At 72.5% G+C, this 19942-nt stretch carries 14 protein-coding genes; 4 read left to right on the forward strand and 10 right to left on the reverse strand.

Going from position 1 to position 19942, the window contains the following annotated elements; genetic code table 11:
* Window positions 1-75 precede the first annotated feature (75 nt).
* The 5 genes from E3N83_RS14460 to E3N83_RS14480 are packed head-to-tail and all read right to left on the reverse strand — an operon-like array spanning window position 76 to window position 7210.
* Window positions 76-774, reverse strand: a complete 699-nt coding sequence (locus E3N83_RS14460) for a hypothetical protein (RefSeq protein WP_151083892.1) — start codon at window positions 772-774, stop codon at window positions 76-78.
* Window positions 771-1460: an RNA polymerase sigma factor SigM gene (sigM, locus tag E3N83_RS14465; RefSeq protein ID WP_202879229.1), complete on the reverse strand. Its 690-nt coding sequence runs from the start codon at window positions 1458-1460 to the stop codon at window positions 771-773. Before sigM ends, E3N83_RS14460 begins: the two co-directional genes overlap by 4 nt.
* A complete protein-coding gene (locus E3N83_RS14470) occupies window positions 1453-3318 on the reverse strand; it encodes a protein kinase family protein (RefSeq protein ID WP_151083894.1) in 1866 nt (621 codons plus the stop codon). The genes sigM and E3N83_RS14470 overlap by 8 nt, the downstream gene beginning before the upstream one ends.
* Window positions 3319-3362: 44 nt before the next feature.
* Window positions 3363-5060, reverse strand: coding sequence for a murein biosynthesis integral membrane protein MurJ (gene murJ, locus E3N83_RS14475; protein WP_151083895.1), 1698 nt, complete (start codon window positions 5058-5060; stop codon window positions 3363-3365).
* On the reverse strand, window positions 5057-7210 hold the full coding sequence (locus E3N83_RS14480) for a DUF6049 family protein (protein ID WP_151083896.1): 2154 nt from the start codon (window positions 7208-7210) through the stop codon (window positions 5057-5059). The genes murJ and E3N83_RS14480 overlap by 4 nt, the downstream gene beginning before the upstream one ends.
* A gap of 91 nt (window positions 7211-7301) precedes the next feature.
* Here E3N83_RS14480 and E3N83_RS14485 point away from each other — a divergent pair, with 91 nt between their 5' ends.
* Window positions 7302-8771 (forward strand): CCA tRNA nucleotidyltransferase, encoded by a 1470-nt coding sequence (locus E3N83_RS14485; RefSeq protein WP_202879230.1) that lies wholly within the window; start codon window positions 7302-7304, stop codon window positions 8769-8771.
* Window positions 8772-8823: 52 nt separating this feature from the next.
* Window positions 8824-10929 carry a RecQ family ATP-dependent DNA helicase gene (locus tag E3N83_RS14490; protein WP_151083897.1) on the forward strand — a complete coding sequence of 702 codons (2106 nt, stop codon included), beginning with the start codon at window positions 8824-8826 and terminating at the stop codon, window positions 10927-10929.
* 4 nt (window positions 10930-10933) lie between these two features.
* Here E3N83_RS14490 and E3N83_RS14495 read toward each other — a convergent pair whose 3' ends face one another.
* From E3N83_RS14495 to E3N83_RS14505, 3 genes are all read right to left on the reverse strand, one after another.
* Complete coding sequence (locus E3N83_RS14495; protein ID WP_151083898.1) at window positions 10934-11818, reverse strand: DUF2189 domain-containing protein; 885 nt, start codon at window positions 11816-11818, stop codon at window positions 10934-10936.
* 157 nt (window positions 11819-11975) lie between these two features.
* Window positions 11976-13064 carry an inositol-3-phosphate synthase gene (locus E3N83_RS14500; protein WP_151083899.1) on the reverse strand — a complete coding sequence of 363 codons (1089 nt, stop codon included), beginning with the start codon at window positions 13062-13064 and terminating at the stop codon, window positions 11976-11978.
* Between the two features lie 32 nt (window positions 13065-13096).
* Window positions 13097-13747: a PadR family transcriptional regulator gene (locus E3N83_RS14505; RefSeq protein ID WP_151083900.1), complete on the reverse strand. Its 651-nt coding sequence runs from the start codon at window positions 13745-13747 to the stop codon at window positions 13097-13099.
* A 206-nt stretch (window positions 13748-13953) separates the two neighbouring features.
* Here E3N83_RS14505 and E3N83_RS14510 point away from each other — a divergent pair, with 206 nt between their 5' ends.
* Together E3N83_RS14510 and E3N83_RS14515 are read left to right on the forward strand one after the other, a co-directional pair.
* A complete protein-coding gene (locus tag E3N83_RS14510; protein WP_238342920.1) occupies window positions 13954-16233 on the forward strand; it encodes a transglycosylase domain-containing protein in 2280 nt (759 codons plus the stop codon).
* Window positions 16230-17705 carry a glycosyltransferase family 87 protein gene (locus E3N83_RS14515; RefSeq protein ID WP_238342921.1) on the forward strand — a complete coding sequence of 492 codons (1476 nt, stop codon included), beginning with the start codon at window positions 16230-16232 and terminating at the stop codon, window positions 17703-17705. The genes E3N83_RS14510 and E3N83_RS14515 overlap by 4 nt, the downstream gene beginning before the upstream one ends.
* Before the next feature lie 16 nt (window positions 17706-17721).
* Here E3N83_RS14515 and E3N83_RS14520 read toward each other — a convergent pair whose 3' ends face one another.
* Window positions 17722-18771, reverse strand: coding sequence for an alanine racemase (locus E3N83_RS14520; RefSeq protein ID WP_151083901.1), 1050 nt, complete (start codon window positions 18769-18771; stop codon window positions 17722-17724).
* Window positions 18772-18775: 4 nt separating this feature from the next.
* Window positions 18776-19906 carry a lipid II:glycine glycyltransferase FemX gene (locus E3N83_RS14525; protein ID WP_151083902.1) on the reverse strand — a complete coding sequence of 377 codons (1131 nt, stop codon included), beginning with the start codon at window positions 19904-19906 and terminating at the stop codon, window positions 18776-18778.
* Window positions 19907-19942 lie beyond the last annotated feature (36 nt).

A 19942-nucleotide genomic window follows, 5' to 3' on the forward strand; every position in this document is an offset into this window, starting at 1 on the left:
GCCACCGGCGCGGCTCCTCGACCGTTCGTACAACAGATCGTAGGGGAGCGGGATTCCCGGGTTGCCGGCCCCGGCTCAGGGTGACGGCAGCGTGACCGAGCGCACCGGCCGGGACGAGCCGCAGACGTAGAGGTCCACGACCTGGGTGCTGCCGGCCGGGGCGTGGTAGACCAGCGCCGCGGGTGCCTTCTCGTACGTCGCCCGGAGCACCACGGCGTCGGGGACCTGGGGTGCGCACCGGCGCGCCACCCCCTCGAGCGCGTCGTACTGGCGCCCCGATCCCTGGGTCGCGACGGCTCGGGCGGACAGGGCGTCGGCGGGGAAGTGCCCGGGTCGCACGAGCACCCGGCCCGCCACCGCCTTCAGCGGCGCCGACGACTGCGTCTCGGGGCCCGGGGAGACCTGAGGTGCGCCGCCGGACGCACTCGGCAGCCCGGTGGAGTCACCGGCCACGCTGTCGCGTGCGGTGGTGCCGCCGGCCGTGGACCGGGTCCCCGAGTCACCCGGCAGGTGCTGGACCAGCGTGACGCCACCGACCACGATCGCGGCGGCCGCGACGAGCATCGCCGTGGCGCGCCGGCGTCGGTGCAGTGCCAAGGGGACGACCTCGGCTCCCCGGGTTGCCTCGCTCCGCTCGGCCGAGAGGCCGCTCAGGACGCGGTCCATCCGGGCCGCCACGTCGTCCGGGATCGGCTCCTCGTGCCGGGCCTCGGCCAGGAGGCGGCGTACCGCGACGTGCTCGGGACGCTCGGCGTCGGCGCTGTCGTCGCTCACGGTGCACCTCCTTCGGGGTCGGGACGGGTGGTGGTGGCAGGGATGGGACGGGGCGGACCCCCGGGTGGTTCCGGGTGAGGCCCGTCACGGGCCTCGCCCAGGCGGTCGCGGAGCAGACCGGCCAGCCGGTCGCGGCCCCGCGAGCACCGCGACTTCACGGTGCCCTCGGCGCACTCGAGCATCCGGGCGACCTCCGCGACGGGATAGCCCTCCATGTCCACCAGCACCAGGGCCGCCCGCTGCTCGGGCGGCAGCGTGGCCAGCGCCTCGAGCACCGCACGCCGCCGGTCGTCGGCGAGCGCCGCCTGCTCCGGGTCGTCGACCGGGCTGGTCGAGGTGTACGACGAGCCCCGCCCCGCGTGGTCGTCGAGGTCGTCGGGCAGGGCGTCGGCGCGTCGTACCTTCGCCGCGCGAAGCCGGTCCAGGCAGGCGTTGACCACGACCCGGTGCAGCCACGTGGTGACCGCTGCGTCGCCGCGGAAGCTGTCGGCCCGGCGGTACGCCGCGATCAGGCCGTCCTGCAGGCCGTCGGCCGCATCGTGGGGGTTGCCCATGGTGCGCAGCGCTACCGCCCAGAGCCGGTCGCGATGGCGGGTGAACAGCCTGGCGAACGCGTCGGGGTCGCCGGCCACGTGCGCGGCCAGGAGGTCGGCATCGGTGGGTTCGAGAGCGGCCGGCTCAGTCACCCTTGACCACGGCCTCGGCGATCTCGCCGCGGAAGCCACCGGGCACCGCGGGCAGGGAGGTCAGCCAGATCACGACGTAGCGGCCGCGTGCGGCCGGCTCGAGCCGGACCGCGCCCCGGGTGCCGGTGACGGTGGTCTGGCCGGCCACCTGGAGCCCCTGGAGGTCCGTGGGGCGGCGGGAGGCGACGTACACCTGCACCCGCGTCGGCGAGCCGACCGTGGTCAGGTCGACCTCGCTGACACCGTGGGTCGCCCCGAGGTCGAGCACCAGGCCGACACCGGTCTTGAGCCCGCCGGGGCCGAAGTTCTCGTTGTAGCGCAGGGTCTGCCACGTCGTCGCCGGGTTGCCGTCGACGACGTTGGGCGCCGAGGCGGGGTTCTCCTCCGGGGGGCTGCCCTGGGGGTCGAAGTCGGTCGCGCTGACCCCGGTGAGGACACCGGTGCTCGGGCCGCTGGACGACGGCTCGGGGGAGCGGCTCGTGGCCGGGTCGGAAGGGTTGGTGCCGAGCGCCGTGCGCCCGCGGCCGAGGTTGAAGGCGATCACGCAGCCGATCAGCAGGAGCAGGCACGCGGCGATGATCCCGGCCAGCCGGAGCCAGCTGGACCCCGGTCGGCGCGGCTCGTCGTCCTCACCCGGGACCGGCGCGAAGACGCCGCTGCCGGTGCTGCTGCCGGCCCCGGTGTGGGGCTCGGACTCCCACGGCCAGAAGCCGCTCGCGCCCCTCTCGGCCGGAGGTGGTACGACGCGTGGCCGGCGTGCGGGCGCGCCGTCGGCCGGGTCGGGGGCGAACAGCGGCCGGGCCGGCGGCGGCTCGAACGGCGGGGGCGGCGGGGCCGGCTCGCTGCGGTGCTGGAGCCAGGTCACGTCGTCGGTCTCGTCGTGGAAGATCGGCAGCCCGGCCTGCGTCGGCAGACCCTCCTCGGCGCGCGGCTGCCCGGCCACGTCGGACTCGGGACCTCCGGCTCCGGGGACTTGCGAGGCTGGAGGGGCTTCCGGGGTCTCTGGTGCCGGTTCCGCCGGGGGGTCGGGCAGCGGCGGGAGGACGACCGGCGCCTGACCGGGCTGCTGGTGCTCGATCCGGCCGAGCCAGGCCTCGGCCGCGCCGGCCGACGTACCGAGGAACTCGCGCAGCGAGTCCGCGACCCGAGCAGCCGGGACGTCGGCCACCTCGCGATGGTTGAGCACCTGGTCGCAGAGGGCGTCCAGGGGCCGCGGGATCCCGGCCCGGACCTGGCGCGGCCGCAGCACCCGACCGTGCTCGGAGGGAGCCGGAGGCATCAGCGAGCGGGAGATCCCGGCCCACTTGCCGGTTAGGCCGGCGTACAGCAGGCCCACGAGGTCCACCTCGTCGGCGGCGACCCGGCTGGCCGGGTGTCCGTGCAGGGCGGCATCGACGGCGAAGCCGATCAGCCGCACCGCGCCGTCGTGGTCGATCAGGACGTTCTCCGGCACCAGCCGGCCGTGCGCGACGCCCGCGTCGTGGGCCAGCGCCAGGGTGTCCCCGACCTCGGCGACGATCCACGCCGCGACGGTCGGCGAGAGAGGGTCCCGGTGGGTGAGCAGGATGTCGAGGCTGGTGCCGGACCCCCACTCGTTGACCACGAAGAGCCGGTCGTCGGCCTCGTCGATGTCGAGCACCCGCAGCATCCGGCGGTCCAGGATGGTCGCCGAGCGACGGGCCGCTTCGCGCAGGAGCGGGGCGCGCTCGTCCGAGAGCGAGATGATGTGCACGGCGACGTCGCGGTGGAGCACCCCGTCGAAGGCGCGCCAGAACCGGCCGCCCTGGCTCTCGGAGAGCAGGTCGGTCAGTCGGTACCGGTCGGCGAGCACGTCGCCGGGCCGGGTGTGCTCGGGCACCTGCCCCCTTCCGGTCGCCTCCGTTTCGGGCGGCCCGCCCAATCCTAGGAGGCGGGCGTGCCCCGGCGTCGGCGGACGATCACGTCGATCACCTGGGTCACCTCGGTCAGGCGCATCGCCCGCGCCATCGCCAGGAAGACCGCGCCGTCGACCCCGCTCAGCACGAGCACCCGCATCCCGGCGACCAGGTGGGAGGCGGTCCGCTCCGCGCCGGGCAGGACCGAGCCCAGGCCCCAGGCCGCCGCGGTCGAGACCAGGGCGGCGATCAGCAGCCGGACCAGGAACCGGACCAGCTCCTTGCTGTGCAGCCCGCCGAGCACGGTGCCCAGCATCAGGTAGGAGACCACCGACCCCACGAGGTACGACGCGGCGTAGGCCAGGACGAGTGCCGGCGAGGTCTGCTCCGCGCTCGCCCGCTGCACCAGGACCACCGCCACCGCGATGTTCGTGGCGGCGATCGCGCACTGGATGTAGAAGACCGTGCGGGTCCGTTCCAGCGCGTAGAAGCCGCGCAGCATCAGGTAGTGCACGGTGAACAGCACCGTGCCGGGCCCGAACAGGATCATCGACTGCACGAAGTGGTCGAAGGTGGACGAGGTCGCGCCGTAGCCGAACAGCACCTTGGCGATGTCGTAGGACAGCACCGGCAGGAGGAGGGCGAAGGGGATCGCCACGGCCAGGGCGGTGCGCAGGGTGTCGGCGAGGGTGGTCGCCAGGCCCCTCAGGTCTCCCTCGGCGGCCTTGGCGGACAGCCGCGGCAGGATCGCGGTCGCCAGCGAGACGGTGATGATCGCGTGCGGCACGCTGACGAACAGGTAGGCGCTGGAGTAGACGGTGAACCCCGTGGAGTCGGGCGCCGCACCCACGTGACCGCAGCCACCGGACGCCGTACCTCCGGAGGCGAGGCGGACCACCACGGTGAAGGCGACCTGGTTGACCACGACGAAGAGCACGGTCCAGATGCCCAGGCGCAGGGTGTGGCCCAGGCCGGTGTGCCGGAAGTCGTAGCGGGGCCGGTAGCGCACCCCGGCCCGGCGCAGGTAGGGCACGAGGATCAGCACCTGGACGACGATCCCTAGGGTCGCGCCCCCACCGAGCAGGAGCTCCTGCCTGCTCGTGTACGCCGACCCGCTGGCGTTCAGGGCGAGCGGGCCGAACCACACCAGGTAGATCACCAGGACGAGCACCGAGATCACGTTGTTGGCGATCGGCGCCCACATCATCGGTCCGAACCGGCCGCGGGCGTTGAGCACCTGTCCGAGCAGCACGAACATCCCGTAGAAGAACACCTGCGGCAGGCAGTAGCGGGCGAAGGCGATGGCGGACGCCCGCTGCTCGGCGAGGCCGGGGCAGTCGTAGGAGTGGTTGAGGAACAGCCGCATCACCAGCGGTGCCGCGATCACCAGCAGCACGGTGACCGCACCGAGGAAGAGCATGGCCAGGGTGATCACACGGTCGGTGTAGGCAGCACCGCCGTCGCGGTCGGACTTCTGTGCCCGCACCAGCTGGGGGACCAGCACCGCGTTGAAGACACCGCCCGCGAGCAGGATGTAGAGCATGTTCGGGATGGTGTTGCCGATGTTGAACAGGTCGGCGTGGAGCTCGTTGCCGATCGCGGCGGCGAGCAGCAGGTTGCGGGCGTAGCCGCTGACCCGCGACACCACGGTGCCGGTCGCCATCACCGCCGAGGAGGCCAGGATCCCCCGGCTCTCCTCCTGGTCGGCCCCGGAGCCCTCGCTCATGCGCGGCTCCGGCGCACCCGGCGGACGAGCCGGACCACGATCGCCCCGAACAGCAGGGCCAGGCCGGCCCCGATGATCACCCAGATCAGCTGGCTGACCTGCTCGGCCCGCATCGGGAAGGCGTCCTGGGAGCCGAGGGGGGTGCCGGCCTTGTTGGTCACCTCGAGGGTCACCGTGTGCACGCCGAGCACGTGGGTGGTCGCGTCGAGCAGGACCGACTGGCGTCCGTGCGGGGGCAGCTGGACGGTCTCGCCCCCGCTGATCTTCAGGTGGGAGTCCGCCACCGGCCGCACCCGCACGGTCACGGGCACGTCGAGGTCGTTGCTGACCAGCACCGAGAACTTGCCCGACGTGCTGGTCAGCGTCACCGAGGGCGGTGCGGCCAGGGTGATGCCGTCCAGACCGGCCCGGACCCAGGCGGTGGTGGAGCGCACGCGAGCGGTGGCGCCGAACGGGTCGGCGGCGGCGGCGTACGACGTGTTGCCGGTCGTCTCGTCGAAGATCTGCTGCTGGAGCACCCGGTTGCCGGGGAGGATCGACTGGAGGGTGCCGGCGTCACCGAGGACGAGCTCGACCCCGGCGAAGAACTCCGGCCCGAGCCCCGGGGAGGACGTGACCGGTTGGCGCAGCCGCGCGCCTTGCAGCGGCTTGGGTGGGCTCGTGGCGGCGCCGTCCAGGGTGGTGAGGTGGAGCCAGGGGACGTCGAGCCCGGAGAAGAAGGAGCCCGGGACCCGCGAGCGCCACCGGGTGGGCAGCTCGACCACGAGGGGAGCCCCGTTGCCCAGGAAGTGGAGGGCCGCCTCGCTCAGGATCCGCTGGCGGCGGGCGAGAGGGCTGTGCGGGTCCAGCGGGCCGGGACCGCCCTCGGCGGCGCCGGTCGAGGCGAGCACGACGCGTCGGCCGTCGACCCGGTTGACGACCGGGGCAGGTCCGACGACGCCGCGGTCACTGAGCAGCACCCGCGTGTGCCGCGGCAGAGCACCCACGACTGCGGCGGTGAGCCGGCCTCCGGGAGGAGCGACGACCGGGCCGGCGATGGGCAACTTCCACGGCGCCAGGGTGGTCCCGGTGCGCCGGAGATCGGCGTCGAGGTAGGGGCGGTCGTAGCGGGCGGCCGCGGAGACCTCGAGGTCGCCGTAGGGGAGGCCGAGGATCTCGCCGGTCCCGTTCGCCAGCACCCGGTGGAGGCGCCGCAGCCAACGGGCGGCCGACTGTGCGGTCGCCGACGGCGCGGTGCCGGCGGATGTCGACCCGGTGCCGGACGCCGAGGCGTCCGCGCTGGGCGACGCACCGGCCGAGGGGTTGCCGGAGGTCGAGTCCCTCGCCGAGGTCAGGCTCCGGGCCGGGTTGCCGCGGGCCAGGGCGCGCACCGCGTCGGTGACGGCGGGGTCCAGCAGCCAGGTCAGCGGCCGCCCGTGGGCAGCGCGCCCGAGGTCCGCCGCGTGGTCGAGCGCTCCCGAGTCGAGGTTCGCCATCCAGCCGAGGGCGTCGAGGATCGAGCCGTCGGTGCCGCGGGTCACCGCTGCCCGCACGGGTACGACGAGGGCCGCGTCCACCGGGATCGCGCCGTTGGAGGCCGACTCCGGCACCAGCGGCAGGAAGGTCCGGTCGCGCCCGGCGGCGCCGGTGCCGCTGCCGGCCGCGGTCGCGCCCAGGGCGTGCACCCCGAACCAGTAGACGCCGGGAGCCGAGACCGGGAGCTGCGAGCGGGGCAGCCGCACCGTGAACCGGACGGTCTGGCCGGGTTGCAGGGTCTCGAAGGTGTCGAACGTCCCGGGGGCGGTGATCCGGTGTCCCACGTCCGCGGTGACCGGGGTGGTGGCGGCCGCCGCCAGCTCGGCGCTGGTGGTGATCGGGGTCGCGCCGATGAAGGCCTCGACGTTGATCGCGGTCCACTCCTCGTTCGAGGCGTTGGTCAGCGTGCCGCGGACGACGATCGGGCCGTGGTCGGGGATGTAGTCGGGCGTGATCGACCGGATCCGCGGCACCAGCGGCTGGGCGGGGTCCCGCGGCGCGTCTGCCGCGGCCGACTCGGCAGCTCCCAGCCGCGGCCCGGCCAGTCCTGGTGCCACGACTGTCGCGCCCAGCGAGCCGGCCAGCACCGCGGTCACCACTGCCAGGGCGCGCGGCAGCGACGACGAGCGGAGCACGGGCCGACTCTAGTGGGCGGGCCCGCGGCCGCAGACGCACGCGCAGGGCCGAGGCGGCCACGGTCCGTCGTACCCCGTTAGGCTCCGGAGGGTGCCCAGTCCTGTGTCCGGCGAGGCAGATCGCCGGCCGCCGGGGTCCGTCCGGCTCGTCGACGCCCAGCGCGACGTCGCCGCCGAGCTCGACCGGCTCGCGCCGGTCCTCGACGCCCTCGGCGCCCGGTTCGACACCGCCGGGCACGAGCTGGCCCTGGTGGGCGGCCCGGTGCGCGACGCGATGCTCGGGCGTCGCCACAACGACCTCGACTTCACCACCTCGGCCCGACCCGACGAGATCGAGCGGCTGCTCGCGGGCTGGGCCGACGCCACCTGGGACATCGGGCGGGCGTTCGGCACGATCGGCAGCCGCAAGGGGCCGTTCCAGATCGAGATCACGACGTACCGCTCGGAGAGCTACGACCCGACGTCACGCAAGCCGGCCGTGGACTTCGGCGACTCGCTCGAGGGCGACCTCGGGCGGCGCGACTTCACGGTGAACGCGATGGCGGTGCGGGTGCCGTCGCGGGACTTCGTCGACCCGTACGGCGGTGTCCTCGACCTCGGGCACGGCCTGCTGCGCACGCCCAACCGGCCCGAGGACTCCTTCTCCGACGACCCGCTCCGGATGATGCGGGCCGCCCGCTTCGCCGCCCAGCTCGGTTTCACCGTCGACCCGGCGGTGGTCGCGGCGATGACCTCGATGGCCGAGCGGATCGCGATCATCTCCGCCGAGCGGGTCCGCGACGAGCTGACCAAGCTCGTGCTGTCGCCCTACCCCCGGCTGGGGCTGTCCCTGCTGGTCGAGACCGGCCTGGCCGCGCTCGTCCTGCCGGAGCTGCCGGCACTGATCCTGGAGAAGGACGAGCACCACCGCCACAAGGACGTCTACGAGCACACGCTGACCGTGCTGGAGCAGTCGATCGACCTGGAGGACCGGCTCGGCGGTCCGGACTTCGTCTCCCGCTTCGCGGCGCTGATGCACGACATCGGCAAGCCGCGCACCCGCAGGTTCATGGGCGACGGCACGGTCACCTTCCACCACCACGACGTGGTCGGCGCCAAGCTGACCCGGAAGCGGATGCAGGCCCTGAAGTTCTCCGGCGACGACATCGACGCGGTGGCGCGCCTGGTCGAGCTGCACCTGCGCTTCCACGGCTACGGCTCGGGGCAGTGGACCGACTCCGCCGTCCGCCGCTACGTCCGCGACGCGGGCGACCAGCTGGCCCGGCTGCACGTGCTGACGCGGGCCGACTGCACCACCCGCAACCAGCGCAAGGCCGAGCGGCTCCGGCAGACCTACGACGATCTCGAGGAGCGGATCGCCCGGCTGTCCGAGCAGGAGGAGATGGCGTCGATCCGGCCCGACCTCGACGGCACCCAGATCATGGAGATCCTCGACATCCCGCCGGGGCGAGAGGTCGGCGAGGCCTACCGCTTCCTGCTCGAGCTCCGTCTCGACGACGGCCCCGCGTCGTACGACGTGGCGAAGGCGGCGCTGCTCGCGTGGTGGGCCGCTCGCGACTGACCTGTGGAGGGGCCGCGGTCCGCCGTCGGTCGTGACTGGTAGACAGGTCGCGATGACGCCCACCACCGCCACCACCGACCGCGCAGCCGTCCGGGCCGAGGCGGAGCGGCACCTGCGCGCGCTGGTCGGCCGCGAGGCCGCGCGCCTGCGCGACGACCAGTGGGCGGCGATCGAGGCGCTGGCCGTGCAGCGCCGGCGCTCGCTGGTCGTCCAGCGCACCGGTTGGGGCAAGTCCGCCGTCTACTTCGTCGCGACCCTCCTGCTCCGGGCCGAGGGGGCGGGGCCGACCGTCATCGTCTCGCCGTTGCTGGCCCTGATGCGCAACCAGATCGCGGCCGCCGAGCGGGCCGGCATCCGAGCGGTCACCATCAACTCCACCAACTCCGAGGAGTGGGAGCCGATCCAGGCGGCGGTCCGGGCCGGGGAGGTCGACGTCCTTCTGGTCAGTCCCGAGCGGCTCAACAACCCCGGCTTCCGCGACGAGGTGCTGCCGCGGCTGGCCGCCACGTGCGGGCTGCTGGTCGTCGACGAGGCGCACTGCATCTCCGACTGGGGCCACGACTTCCGGCCCGACTACCGCCGCATCCGCACCCTGCTCGCCGAGCTCCCGGCCGGGATCCCGGTGCTGGCGACCACGGCCACCGCCAACGCCCGGGTCAGCGCGGACGTCGCCGAGCAGCTCGGCGCCGACGTGCTGGTGCTCCGCGGCTCCCTCGACCGCGCGTCGCTGCGGCTGGCCGTGGTGCGCCTGCGCACCCCGGAGCAGCGCCTCGGCTGGCTGGCCGACCACCTGGCCGAGCAGCCTGGGTCGGGCATCGTCTACTGCCTGACCGTCGCGGCCACCCAGGAGATCGCCGACTACCTCCGCTCGCGCGGCCACGACGTCGCGGCCTACTCCGGCCAGACCGAGCCCACCGAGCGGCTCGCCCTCGAGCAGCGGCTCGCGACCGGGCAGGTCAAGGCCCTGGTCGCGACCAGCGCGCTGGGCATGGGCTTCGACGCCACCCTCGGGTTCGTGGTCAACATGGGCGCACCGCAGTCGCCGGTCGCCTACTACCAGCAGGTCGGGCGCGCCGGCCGCGGCACCGACGAGGCCACGGTCGTGCTGCTCCCGCAGCAGGAGGACCGCGAGATCTGGGCCTACTTCGCCTCGCTCGCGTTCCCTCGCGAGTCGCTGGTGCGGCAGACCCTCGCGGTGCTGGCCGAGCACGGCACGATGAGCACGGCCGCCCTCGAGTCCTGGGTCGAGCTGGGCCGCAACCGGCTCGAGCAGATGCTCAAGGTGCTCGACGTCGACGGCGCGGTACGCCGGGTGCGTGGGGGCTGGGAGGCGACCGGTCGGGAGTGGACCTACGACGCGGATCGCTACGCCCGGGTCACCGAGGCGCGCGAGCGCGAGCAGCGCGCGATGCTCGACTACCTCGACACCGACCGGTGCCGGATGCGCTTCCTGCGCGACCAGCTCGACGACCCCGCGGTCGGCGAGGGTCCGCCCGAGTGCGGTCGCTGCGACAACTGCGGCGGCTTCGCGGTCTCCGACTCCGTGTCCGAGACCGCCCTGTCCGAGGCGCGGGCCCGGCTCGACCGGCCGGGCGTGGTGATCGAGCCGCGCCGGATGTGGCCGACGGCGCTGGCCAACCTCGGCCTCGACCTCAAGGGCCGGATCTCAGAGTCCGCGGAAGAGGGCCGGGCCGTGGCGCGGCTCACCGACCTCGGGCACGGCCAGGCCCTCCGCGAGCTCTTCGGCCGGGCCGATCCCGACGGCCCGGTCCCCGAGTCGCTGGCGCGCGCGGTCGTCGAGGTGCTCGCCGACTGGCGGCCGGAGGTGGCCGGCATCGCGGTCGTGGAGTCCGCGACGCGACCGGCGCTGACCGCCGATCTCGCCGACGGGCTCTCCCGTTACCTCCAGCGCCCGGTCGTCGCGACGTACGCGATCGTGGACCGGTCGGTGGCGCCCGGCGCCGGCGCCATGAACTCCGCGCAGCGGGTGGCAGCGGTCTCGCGGCGCTACCGGCTCGAGGGAGACGTGCCGGCCGGCCCGGTGCTGCTCGTCGACGACCAGGTGGCCACCGGCTGGACCCTCACCCTGGCCGCCCGGGCGCTCCGGGCCGCGGGAGCGACCAGCGTGCTGCCACTGACCCTCGCCGTCCGCTCCTGACCGGTCAGGGCACGACCGGGTCGCCCTGGAGCCGGCGGAACGTGTAGGCGAGCCCGATCAGGACCACCGGGCCGGCCACGAGCAGCCCGACCCCGCATAGGAGGGCGCCCACGATCAGGCAGATCGCGGCGAGCACGTAGAACAGCAGCGTGCTCACGAAGTTCTTGGTGACCAGCTGGACGCTGGCCTTGATCGCCTCGACCGCCTCCAGCTCCTTGTCGACGACGAACAGCAGCGTGTACATCGTCAGGAAGGAGAAGATCACGCCCGGCAGGTAGCACAGCACCGTGCCGATGAAGGTGCCCACGGCGATGAAGAGAGAGGCGTAGAGCACCTGGGCCTTGTTCCAGCCCTCGAACATCTGGTTCAGGCCGAACGGCTTGCCGTCGGTGACGTGCGTGGCGCCCTTGTAGAGGCCGGCCAGCAGGAGCTGCGCGACCAGGTTGATCAGGGCACCGGCGAGACCAGCCGCCAGCAGCTGGGTGAAGAAGCCGGGGCCGCACTGGGCGGAGACCTGGCCTCCGAACGTCGAGGTGGTGCACGTGTGGGTGCCGGTCATGGCGCCGATGATCGCGAACTCGACGATCAGCGAGACCACCACGATGCCGACGAAGACCACGATCATCGGGATCAGCAGCGTCGCCGGGCTGGCCGAGAACTTGCGCCAGCCGTAGGACAGCGCCTCCGTCGGGCTGTAGGCGCCGCCGGCGTCCCCGTCGTACGGCGGGGCCGGGGGTGGCGGGCCCCCGTAGGCGCCGGCACCTCCCGCACCGGGTGCGCCCCACGGACTGTCGGCCGCAGGCGGCGCGGAGGGCGGGGCCGGGGGTGCCGAGGGGGCGGGCTCGTCCGCGTAGCCGTCCGGACGAGGTGGTTCGTTGGTGTCACTCATGCGGCGCACCCTAGGGGTGAACAGCATCACCTGTCATGAGTCCCGTGGACCCGGGTGCTCCGGACGTGGGGACGACCGTGGGACGACGCGGGCCCCGGCCCGCCGAAGCGGGGCCGGGGCCCGGACGTCGTACGACCGTGCGGTCAGGACGAGACGGTCACTCCTCGCCGCGGATGAAGGCCTCGACGCGGGCGCGTCCCTCGTCGTCGGGCAGCTGCACCGGCGGGCTCTTCATCAGGTAGGACGACGCCGAGATGATCGGGCCGCCGATGCCGCGGTCCTTGGCGATCTTGGCCGCCCGGAGCGCGTCGATGATGATGCCGGCGGAGTTCGGGGAGTCCCAGACCTCCAGCTTGTACTCCATGTTCAGCGGCGCGTCGCCGAACGCGCGGCCCTCGAGGCGGACGTAGGCCCACTTGCGGTCGTCGAGCCACGCGACGTAGTCGGACGGGCCGATGTGCACGTTGCGGTCGAGGTGGCCCTTGCCGCCGAGGGGACCGGTCAGGTTCGAGGTCACCGACTGCGTCTTGGAGATCTTCTTCGACTCCAGGCGCTCACGCTCGAGCATGTTCTTGAAGTCCATGTTGCCGCCGACGTTGAGCTGGTAGGTGCGGTCCAGCACGACGCCGCGGTCCTCGAACAGCTTGGCGATCACGCGGTGGGTGATCGTCGCGCCGACCTGGCTCTTGATGTCGTCGCCCACGATCGGGACGCCGGCGTCCTCGAACTTCTTGGCCCAGACGGGGTCGGAGGCGATGAAGACGGGGAGCGCGTTGACGAACGCCACCTTGGCGTCGATCGCGCACTGGGCGTAGAACTTGTCGGCGTCCTCGGAGCCCACCGGCAGGTAGGACACCAGCACGTCGGCCTTCGTGTCCTTGAGGACCTGGACGACGTCGACGGCCTCGGCGTCCGACTCCTCGATGGTCTCGCGGTAGTACTTGCCGAGCCCGTCGAGGGTGTGGCCGCGCTGCACGATGACACCGGTCGGAGGGACGTCGCAGATCCGGATCGTGTTGTTCTCCGAGGCCTGCGTCGCGTCGGCGAGGTCGAAGCCGACCTTCTTCGCGTCGACGTCGAACGCCGCCACGAACTCGACGTCGGAGACGTGGTAGTCACCGAACTTCACGTGCATCAGGCCGGGCACGTTGCCGGCCGGGTCGGCGTCCTTGTAGTACTCGACGCCCTGGATCAGGGACGTCGCGCAGTTGCCGACGCCCACGATTGCTACTCGAACCGAACCCATGGGGTTTCCTTCCGTGCGGTGTGACCCTGAGGTCACGTGGTGGCGTCGGCCACCGTGGCCGCGCTCGTGGTGGTGGTGTCGTCCGCGGGCCCCGTGTCGGCGGCCGTGCGGGATGGAGCAGATGTAGCGGGTGTGACGGGCTTCGCGGGTGTCTCGGGCGTGGAGCGCTCGGCGTTGATCAGGTCGGTCAGCCACCGCACCTCACGCTCGACGGACTCGATGGAGTGCCGCCGCAGCTCGCTGAGGTAGCGGTCGTCGCCACCGGCGGCGTGCTGGGCGCGGTCGAGGCGCTCCTGCAGCCGGGACCGGCGTCCCTCGAGGATGCCGAGCCGGACGTCGGCGTCGGTACGGGAGAAGAACGCGAACCTCATGTTGAAGTTGTCGTCCTCCCACGCCGAGGGCCCGCTGTCGGTGATCTCCTCGCCGAAGAACTTCTTCCCGGCCGGGGTGATCTGGTACACGATCCGCTGGCGCCGCGACACCCCGGGGGAGGCCGCGGTCACCTCGGTGATCCAGCCGGCGCGCAGCAGTCGCTTCAGCGCCGGGTAGAGGGAGCCGTAGGACAGCAGGCGTCCCCAGCCGAGCAGGAGGTTGAGCCGCTTGCGCAGCTCGTACCCGTGCAGGGGGGACTCGTGGAGCAGGCCGAGAACGGCCAGCTCCAGCGATGCCGCCTTGCGTGCCATGCTCGGGATCCCGTCGTGGATGTGTCGCGATGTTCTATCGGCTGAACCTATCGTAACGATATATCAGGACACAAACCCGACGGGTTTCGTGGCGTGAGGGTCCGCCCCGTACCCTCGTCCTCGACGGTGTGCCGCGCCCCGGTGGTCTCCGGGTGCTGGCGGCCACCGTCGCGTGCACCGTTCCCCCGACGCACCTGGAGAGACCCGTGAGCGCCAAGCGCAGGGCCGACGGCCCAGCCGTCACCCGCACCCCCAAGCGGCCCGGCGTCGCGCGGCAGCGGCTCCGCCGTGTCCTGAAGTGGTTCCTGATCGTGGCTCTGGTCGGCACGCTGATCCTGATCGGCGGCTTCGTCTACCTCTACAAGACGATCCAGATCCCGAGCCCCAACAAGGACTTCCAGACCCAGACGTCGTTCGTCTACTACGCCGACGGCAAGACCCAGCTCGGCCAGTACGCCAAGCAGAACCGCGAGATCATCCCGCTCAGCGACATGCCGCAGCACCTGCAGGACGCGGTCGTCGCCGCCGAGGACCGCACCTTCTACTCCAACAGCGGCATCGACCCCAAGGGCATCATCCGGGCCGCGTTCAACGACGCCCGAGGCGGCCCCACCCAGGGCGCGTCCACGATCACCCAGCAGTACGTCAAGATCCTGTACCTCAACCAGGAGCGGTCGCTGACCCGCAAGATCCACGAGGCGATCCTGTCGCTGAAGATCCAGAAGCAGCAGAGCAAGGACGAGATCCTCACCGGCTACCTCAACACCATCTACTTCGGTCGCGGGGCGTACGGCGTCCAGGCGGCGGCGAAGGCGTACTTCGGCGTCGACGCCAAGGCGCTGACCCTCAAGCAGAGCGCCGTGCTGGCCAGCGTGCTGAACAACCCGTCGCAGTTCGACCCGGCCAACGGCAAGAGCAACAAGCGCGCGCTCAAGGCCCGCTACGCCTACGTCCTGGACGGGATGGCCAAGATGGGCACGATCCCTGCGGCCAAGGCCACGCAGGCGGCTCGGCACCTGCCGCCGTTCCCGGTGTTCCGGGAGTCCAGCCAGTACGGCGGCCAGCGCGGGCACGTCCTGACCCTGGTCCGCCAGCAGCTGCACAACCTCGACTTCACCGACTCCCAGATCGACGGCGGCGGGCTCCGGATCACCACCACCCTGACCGCCCGCGCCATGAACGCCGCGCGTCGCGGCGCGCTGCAGGTGCGGCCGAACATCAGCGACAAGTTCCTCCACGTCGCCGTCGCCTCGGTCCAGCCCGGCACCGGCGACCTGGTCGGGTTCTTCGGCGGTCAGGACTTCCTGCGCTCGCAGATCAACTGGGCCGAGGCCGGCGGCATGGTGGGCTCGACCTTCAAGCCGGTCTCGCTCGCTGCCGCGATCACCGACGGCTACTCGCTGAAGAGCACCTGGGACGGCAACTCGCCGTTCACGTTCCCCGACGGTCTCGAGGTGCACAACGAGGGCGCGCCGCCCGGCACCAGCTACGGCTCGAGCGTGACCTCGGTCTATGCCCTGGAGCAGTCGATCAACACCGCGTTCGTCGACATGTCCAACAGCATGAAGAACGGTCCGCAGAAGATCCTGGCGATGGCCAACAAGATGGGCATCCCGCCGGCCCAGGCAGATCCCCACTACCCCGGGATCCCCAGCTCCACGACCGACCTCGCGCCGGACGCCCTGATCACGCTCGGGAAGTCGCGGGTCAGCGCCATCAACATGGCCAACACCTACGCCACCATCGCCAACGGCGGGGTGCGTGCCGACGTGCACGTGATCGACAAGGTCACCGACAGCACCGGCAAGGTGCTCTACCAGTACAAGCCGCACGTCACCGAGGCCGTCGACCCCGACATCGACAAGGACGTCAGCTACGCGATGCAGCAGGTGGTGCTGCACGGGACCGGCACCAACGCCCAGGCGCTCGGGCGTCCCGCGGCCGGGAAGACCGGTACCGCCACCAACGACGCCAACCAGGTCTCCTCCTCGTGGTTCGTGGGCTTCACCCCGCAGCTGTCGACGGCCGTCATGTACGTGCGCGGCAACGGCAACGGCCAGCTGGACGGCGGCTGGCTGCCGCCGTACAACGGCGCGGCCGGCTACTTCGGCGCCGGCTACCCGACCGCCACCTGGGCCGCGGTGATGAAGGCGGACCTCGCCGGAGAGCCGGTGATGAACCTGCCCCTGCCGGCCAACGTCCCCGCGCACGCCCCGGAGCCCGGTCACGACCCGACCACCGCGCCGCCGCCCCCGCCGCCGAGCACCCATCACACGTCGGCGCCGCCCACGAGCTCCGCGTCGTCGAGCGCTCCGTCCTCCAGCCCGCCGTCGTCGAGCCAGACCACGACCTCTCCGGCGACGAGCGCCACGACCACGCCGCCGTCGTCGAGCCCGACGGCGACGATCAGCCTCCCGACCCCGACCGGCACGGGCGGCACGACACCAAGCGCCAGGCCGATGGCCCGGCAAGAGTCGTGGTGGTGAGCGGGAGCGAGGAGAACGACCACCGTCGGATCGTGCACCCGACGGTGGACGACCCGATCACGGCGGCGCTCAGCCTTGGAGTCGGCGGTCCGGTCGGGGAGCACGCCGGCCGGCACTCCTGGTGGACGCCCGTGCAGGTGCTGCTGGCCCTGACCGCGATCTGCTTCGCGCTCGGCTTCGTGCAGAAGACCCCCTGCTACCGGGCCACCTGGAGCAGCAGCGAGACCAACTACTCCGACATGTGCTACTCCGATCTCCCCTACCTCTACGTCGACCGCGGCTTCGCCGAGCTGGACTGGCCCTACTCGAGCGCGATCGCGGTCCGGGACCGCTACCAGGTCATGGAGTACCCCGTGGGGATCTCCTACTTCGCCTACGCCTCGGCGTACCTCACGCACTGGCTCTCCGGCTCACCGAACCTCGATGCCCGCGGGGGCATGTCGCAGCCGCAGCTGGCCGCCGACCCGAAGGTGCATCGCGAGACGCTGCTGTTCACCGCGGTCGAGGGTGTCGGCTTCGCGCTGTGTGCGCTGCTCGCCGTGTGGTTCCTCAGCGGGGTGCACCTGCGCCGGCCCTGGGACGCGGCGTACTTCGCGGTCTCCCCGGCCCTGCTGCTCGAGGGCCTGATCAACTGGGACCTCCTCGCCGTGGTCTGCGTGGCCGGCGCCCTGTGGGCCCACGCCCGCGGCAGACCGGGGTTGACCGGGGTGATGATCGGGCTCGGCACGGCGATGAAGCTCTACCCGCTCTTCCTGCTCGGTGGGCTGGTGGTCGTCTACGGCCGGGAGCGGCGCTGGCGCGACCTGGCCGGGGCCACGGCGACCGGGCTGGCGACGTGGGTGGTCGTCAACACCCCGGCGTTCGTCTCCGGTCGGGCCCAGTGGAACGTCTTCTGGAGCTACAACACGCACCGTGAGGCCGACCTCGGCTCGGTCTGGCTGATGCTCCAGCAGATGACCCAGCACACCTTCGGGGTGCACACGATCAACGTCGTGTCGTGGCTGTTCTTCGGCGCCTGGTGCGCGGCCGTGGCCGTGCTGGGCTTCAGCGCCCGGCTGACGCCCCGGCTGGCTCAGCTCGGCTTCCTGCTGGTCGCCGGGTTCCTGCTGGTGAACAAGGTCTACTCGCCGCAGTACACCCTCTGGCTGCTCCCGCTCGCGGTGCTCGCCCGGCCTCGCTGGCGTGACCAGCTGATCTGGCAGGGCGGCGAGATCCTCTACTTCGCGTCGGTGTGGTGGTACCTCGGCGGACACCTCGAGCCCGGCGGCGGCGGCGACCCCGGCTTCTACTGGCTGGCGATCATCGTGCGGATGGCCACCGAGCTGTACCTCGTGGGCATCGTGGTCCGCGACGTCCTCCTGCCGGAGTACGACGTGGTGCGCGAGGTGAGCTGGCGCGACCACTTCTCGTGGTGGCGTCAGGGCGGGCCCGGCCAGCTGGCGCTGACCCCGTCAGCCGACGGCGCCGGCTGACCGTCGTACGACGTGGTCAGGAGATGTCGACGCGGTCGAAGGTCGTGGCGGTGTGCCGCACCCGGACCGCGACCTCCTCGCCGACCGCCGGCACCCGGGGTCCGTGCGGGAGGAACAGCATCGAGACCTGCATGTGCGGCGGCTCGGCGAACAGTCGCGGCTTGCCGTCGACGGTGAACGGCGAGCGCACGAAGCCGGCCGCGTCGAGCCCGCCGCGCGCCACGGCGGCGGCACGGGCCTTGAACGAGTGGTCGCCGATGGGAGCCTCGAGCCCGATGCCGTGCGACGTACCGCCGGAGACGACCAGGATGTGCCCGGCCTTCGGCACGGTGCGGCCGCGGTAGCCGAAGACGTCGCCGCGCTCGACCTCGTGGACGTCGAGCACGGTCGCGGTCACCCGCAGCGCCCCGGGGTCACCCAGCCAGAGCGCGGTGCCGACGCGTGGGCGCACGTCGTAGTCGGCGTACGACGCCCGCAGCCGGGCCAGCTCGGGCGGCGTCAGGTGGCTGATCCACAGGGTGCGGGTCGGCAGCTCGGCGGCGACCACGTCGTTGACCAGGTGCTCGACCTCCGTGAGGTGGGCCCCGTGCGCGAGCGGTAGATGGAAGGCGACGCCCTCGAGCCGGGCCGGCCGCTGGTCCAGGAGCCGGCCCGCGGCGCGCAGCTCCTCGGCCGACATCCCGTGCCGCCGCATGCTGGTCAGGCGCTCGAGCACGATCCGCGCGTCGGGCTGCCGGTCGAGCAGGGCCAGCAGGTCGGCGAGGCGGCTGACGGTGTGGATCACCCGACCCGGGGCCAGGGACTCAGGGGCCACCGGACCGGTGGGACGCCAGGGGCCGAGCACCATCAGGTCACCGGCGAAGGCCTGCTCGACCGCGGACAGCTCGTGGTAGGTGCCGACCGCGATGGTGTCCACGCCGAGCCAGGTCGCGGTCTGTGCCAGCCGGGTGATCCCGAAGCCGTAGCCGTTGCCCTTCACCACCGGCACGAGGCCGGGGTCGGCGTCGGCCACGCTCCGCAGGTGGCGGCGCCAGCGCTCGCCGTCGACGGTCAGGGTCAGGCTCATCCGGTCACCCGCCGCGGCGCGCGAGGTAGAGCTCGAACCCGCGGTAGAGCACCCGGTTGAGGGGGAGGTCCCACTCGCCGACGCTCTCCACCGCCTCGCCACCCGTGCCGACCTTGAACTGGATCAGGCCGACGTGGGGGTCGTCGGGGTCGAGGGTGTCGGTGATCCCGCGCAGGTCGTAGACCTCGGCCCCCTGCGCCATGGCGTCGCGGATCATCGCCCACTGGACGGCGTTGGACCCGCGGACCTCGCGCTTCGCGGTCGAGGACGCGCCGTAGGAGTACCACGCGTGGGTGCCGACGCGGACCGCGATCGTCGCGGCGACCAGGTCGGACTCGTGGTGCGCCAGCCACAGGGTGATCCGGTCGGGGTCCTCTGCGCCCAACGCGTCGTACATCGTCTCGAAGTAGGACAGCGGGCGCGGCGTGAAGTGGTCCCGCTCGGCCGTGTGCGCGTAGAGGTCGTGAAACGCCTTGAGGTCCTCGGCCCGACCCTGCGTCACCACCACACCGGCCTTGTCCGCCTTGCGGATGTTGCGCCGCCACAGCTGGTTCATGCCGGCCAGCACGTCGTCGTCGGTACGACGCGCACCGGCGTCGTCGACCAGCGGGATCACGAACGTGTACTGCGGCTGGCCCGCGGCGAAGCCACCCTCGGAGACCTGCGGGCGCCAGCCGAGCGCCTCGAGCTGCTGGATCACCCGGGCGCCCGCGGCGGAGCGCTCCAGGGGCGCGATCTCGCCGAGCCGGGCGACCCCCTCGTCGGCGATGCCCTCCTTGACCTGGGCCGCGCTCCAGCGGCGGGTGACCACCGGCGGACCCATCCGGACACCGAAGGCGCCCTGCGAGCGCAGGTGCGTGGTCATCGGTGCCAGCCAGGCGCCCAGGTCGACGGCCCAGTCGAGGACGGGACCCTCGGGCAGGTAGGCGAGGAAGCGCTTGACGCGGGGCAGCTGGCGGTAGAGGACGAGCCCGGCCCCGACCAGCCGGCCCTCGTCGTACCAACCGAGCGACTCGGCCCGCCACTCGGACTTCACCGCCGCCCAGGCCGGCGTCTGGAGGAAGCTGGCAGACGAGCGGCCCGCGATGAAGGCGCGGTGCTCGTCGGCCGAGATCGGCCGGACGGTCGGAGTCACCCGACGAGGCTACCGGGGGGTGCGGGCTCCCCGGCG

The sequence above is a fragment of the Nocardioides cynanchi genome (genome assembly GCF_008761635.1).
GTDB lineage: Bacteria > Actinomycetota > Actinomycetes > Propionibacteriales > Nocardioidaceae > Nocardioides > Nocardioides cynanchi.

Excerpts from the sequence above, each read along its gene's own strand:
- E3N83_RS14505 (WP_151083900.1), bottom strand. The coding sequence starts at position 13,747 with ATGGCACGCAAGGCGGCATCGCTGGAGCTGGCCGTTCTCGGCCTGCTC.
- murJ (WP_151083895.1), bottom strand. The coding sequence starts at position 5,060 with ATGAGCGAGGGCTCCGGGGCCGACCAGGAGGAGAGCCGGGGGATCCTG.
- E3N83_RS14495 (WP_151083898.1), bottom strand. The coding sequence starts at position 11,818 with ATGAGTGACACCAACGAACCACCTCGTCCGGACGGCTACGCGGACGAG.
- E3N83_RS14520 (WP_151083901.1), bottom strand. The coding sequence starts at position 18,771 with ATGAGCCTGACCCTGACCGTCGACGGCGAGCGCTGGCGCCGCCACCTG.
- E3N83_RS14500 (WP_151083899.1), bottom strand. The coding sequence starts at position 13,064 with ATGGGTTCGGTTCGAGTAGCAATCGTGGGCGTCGGCAACTGCGCGACG.
- E3N83_RS14490 (WP_151083897.1), top strand. The coding sequence starts at position 8,824 with ATGACGCCCACCACCGCCACCACCGACCGCGCAGCCGTCCGGGCCGAG.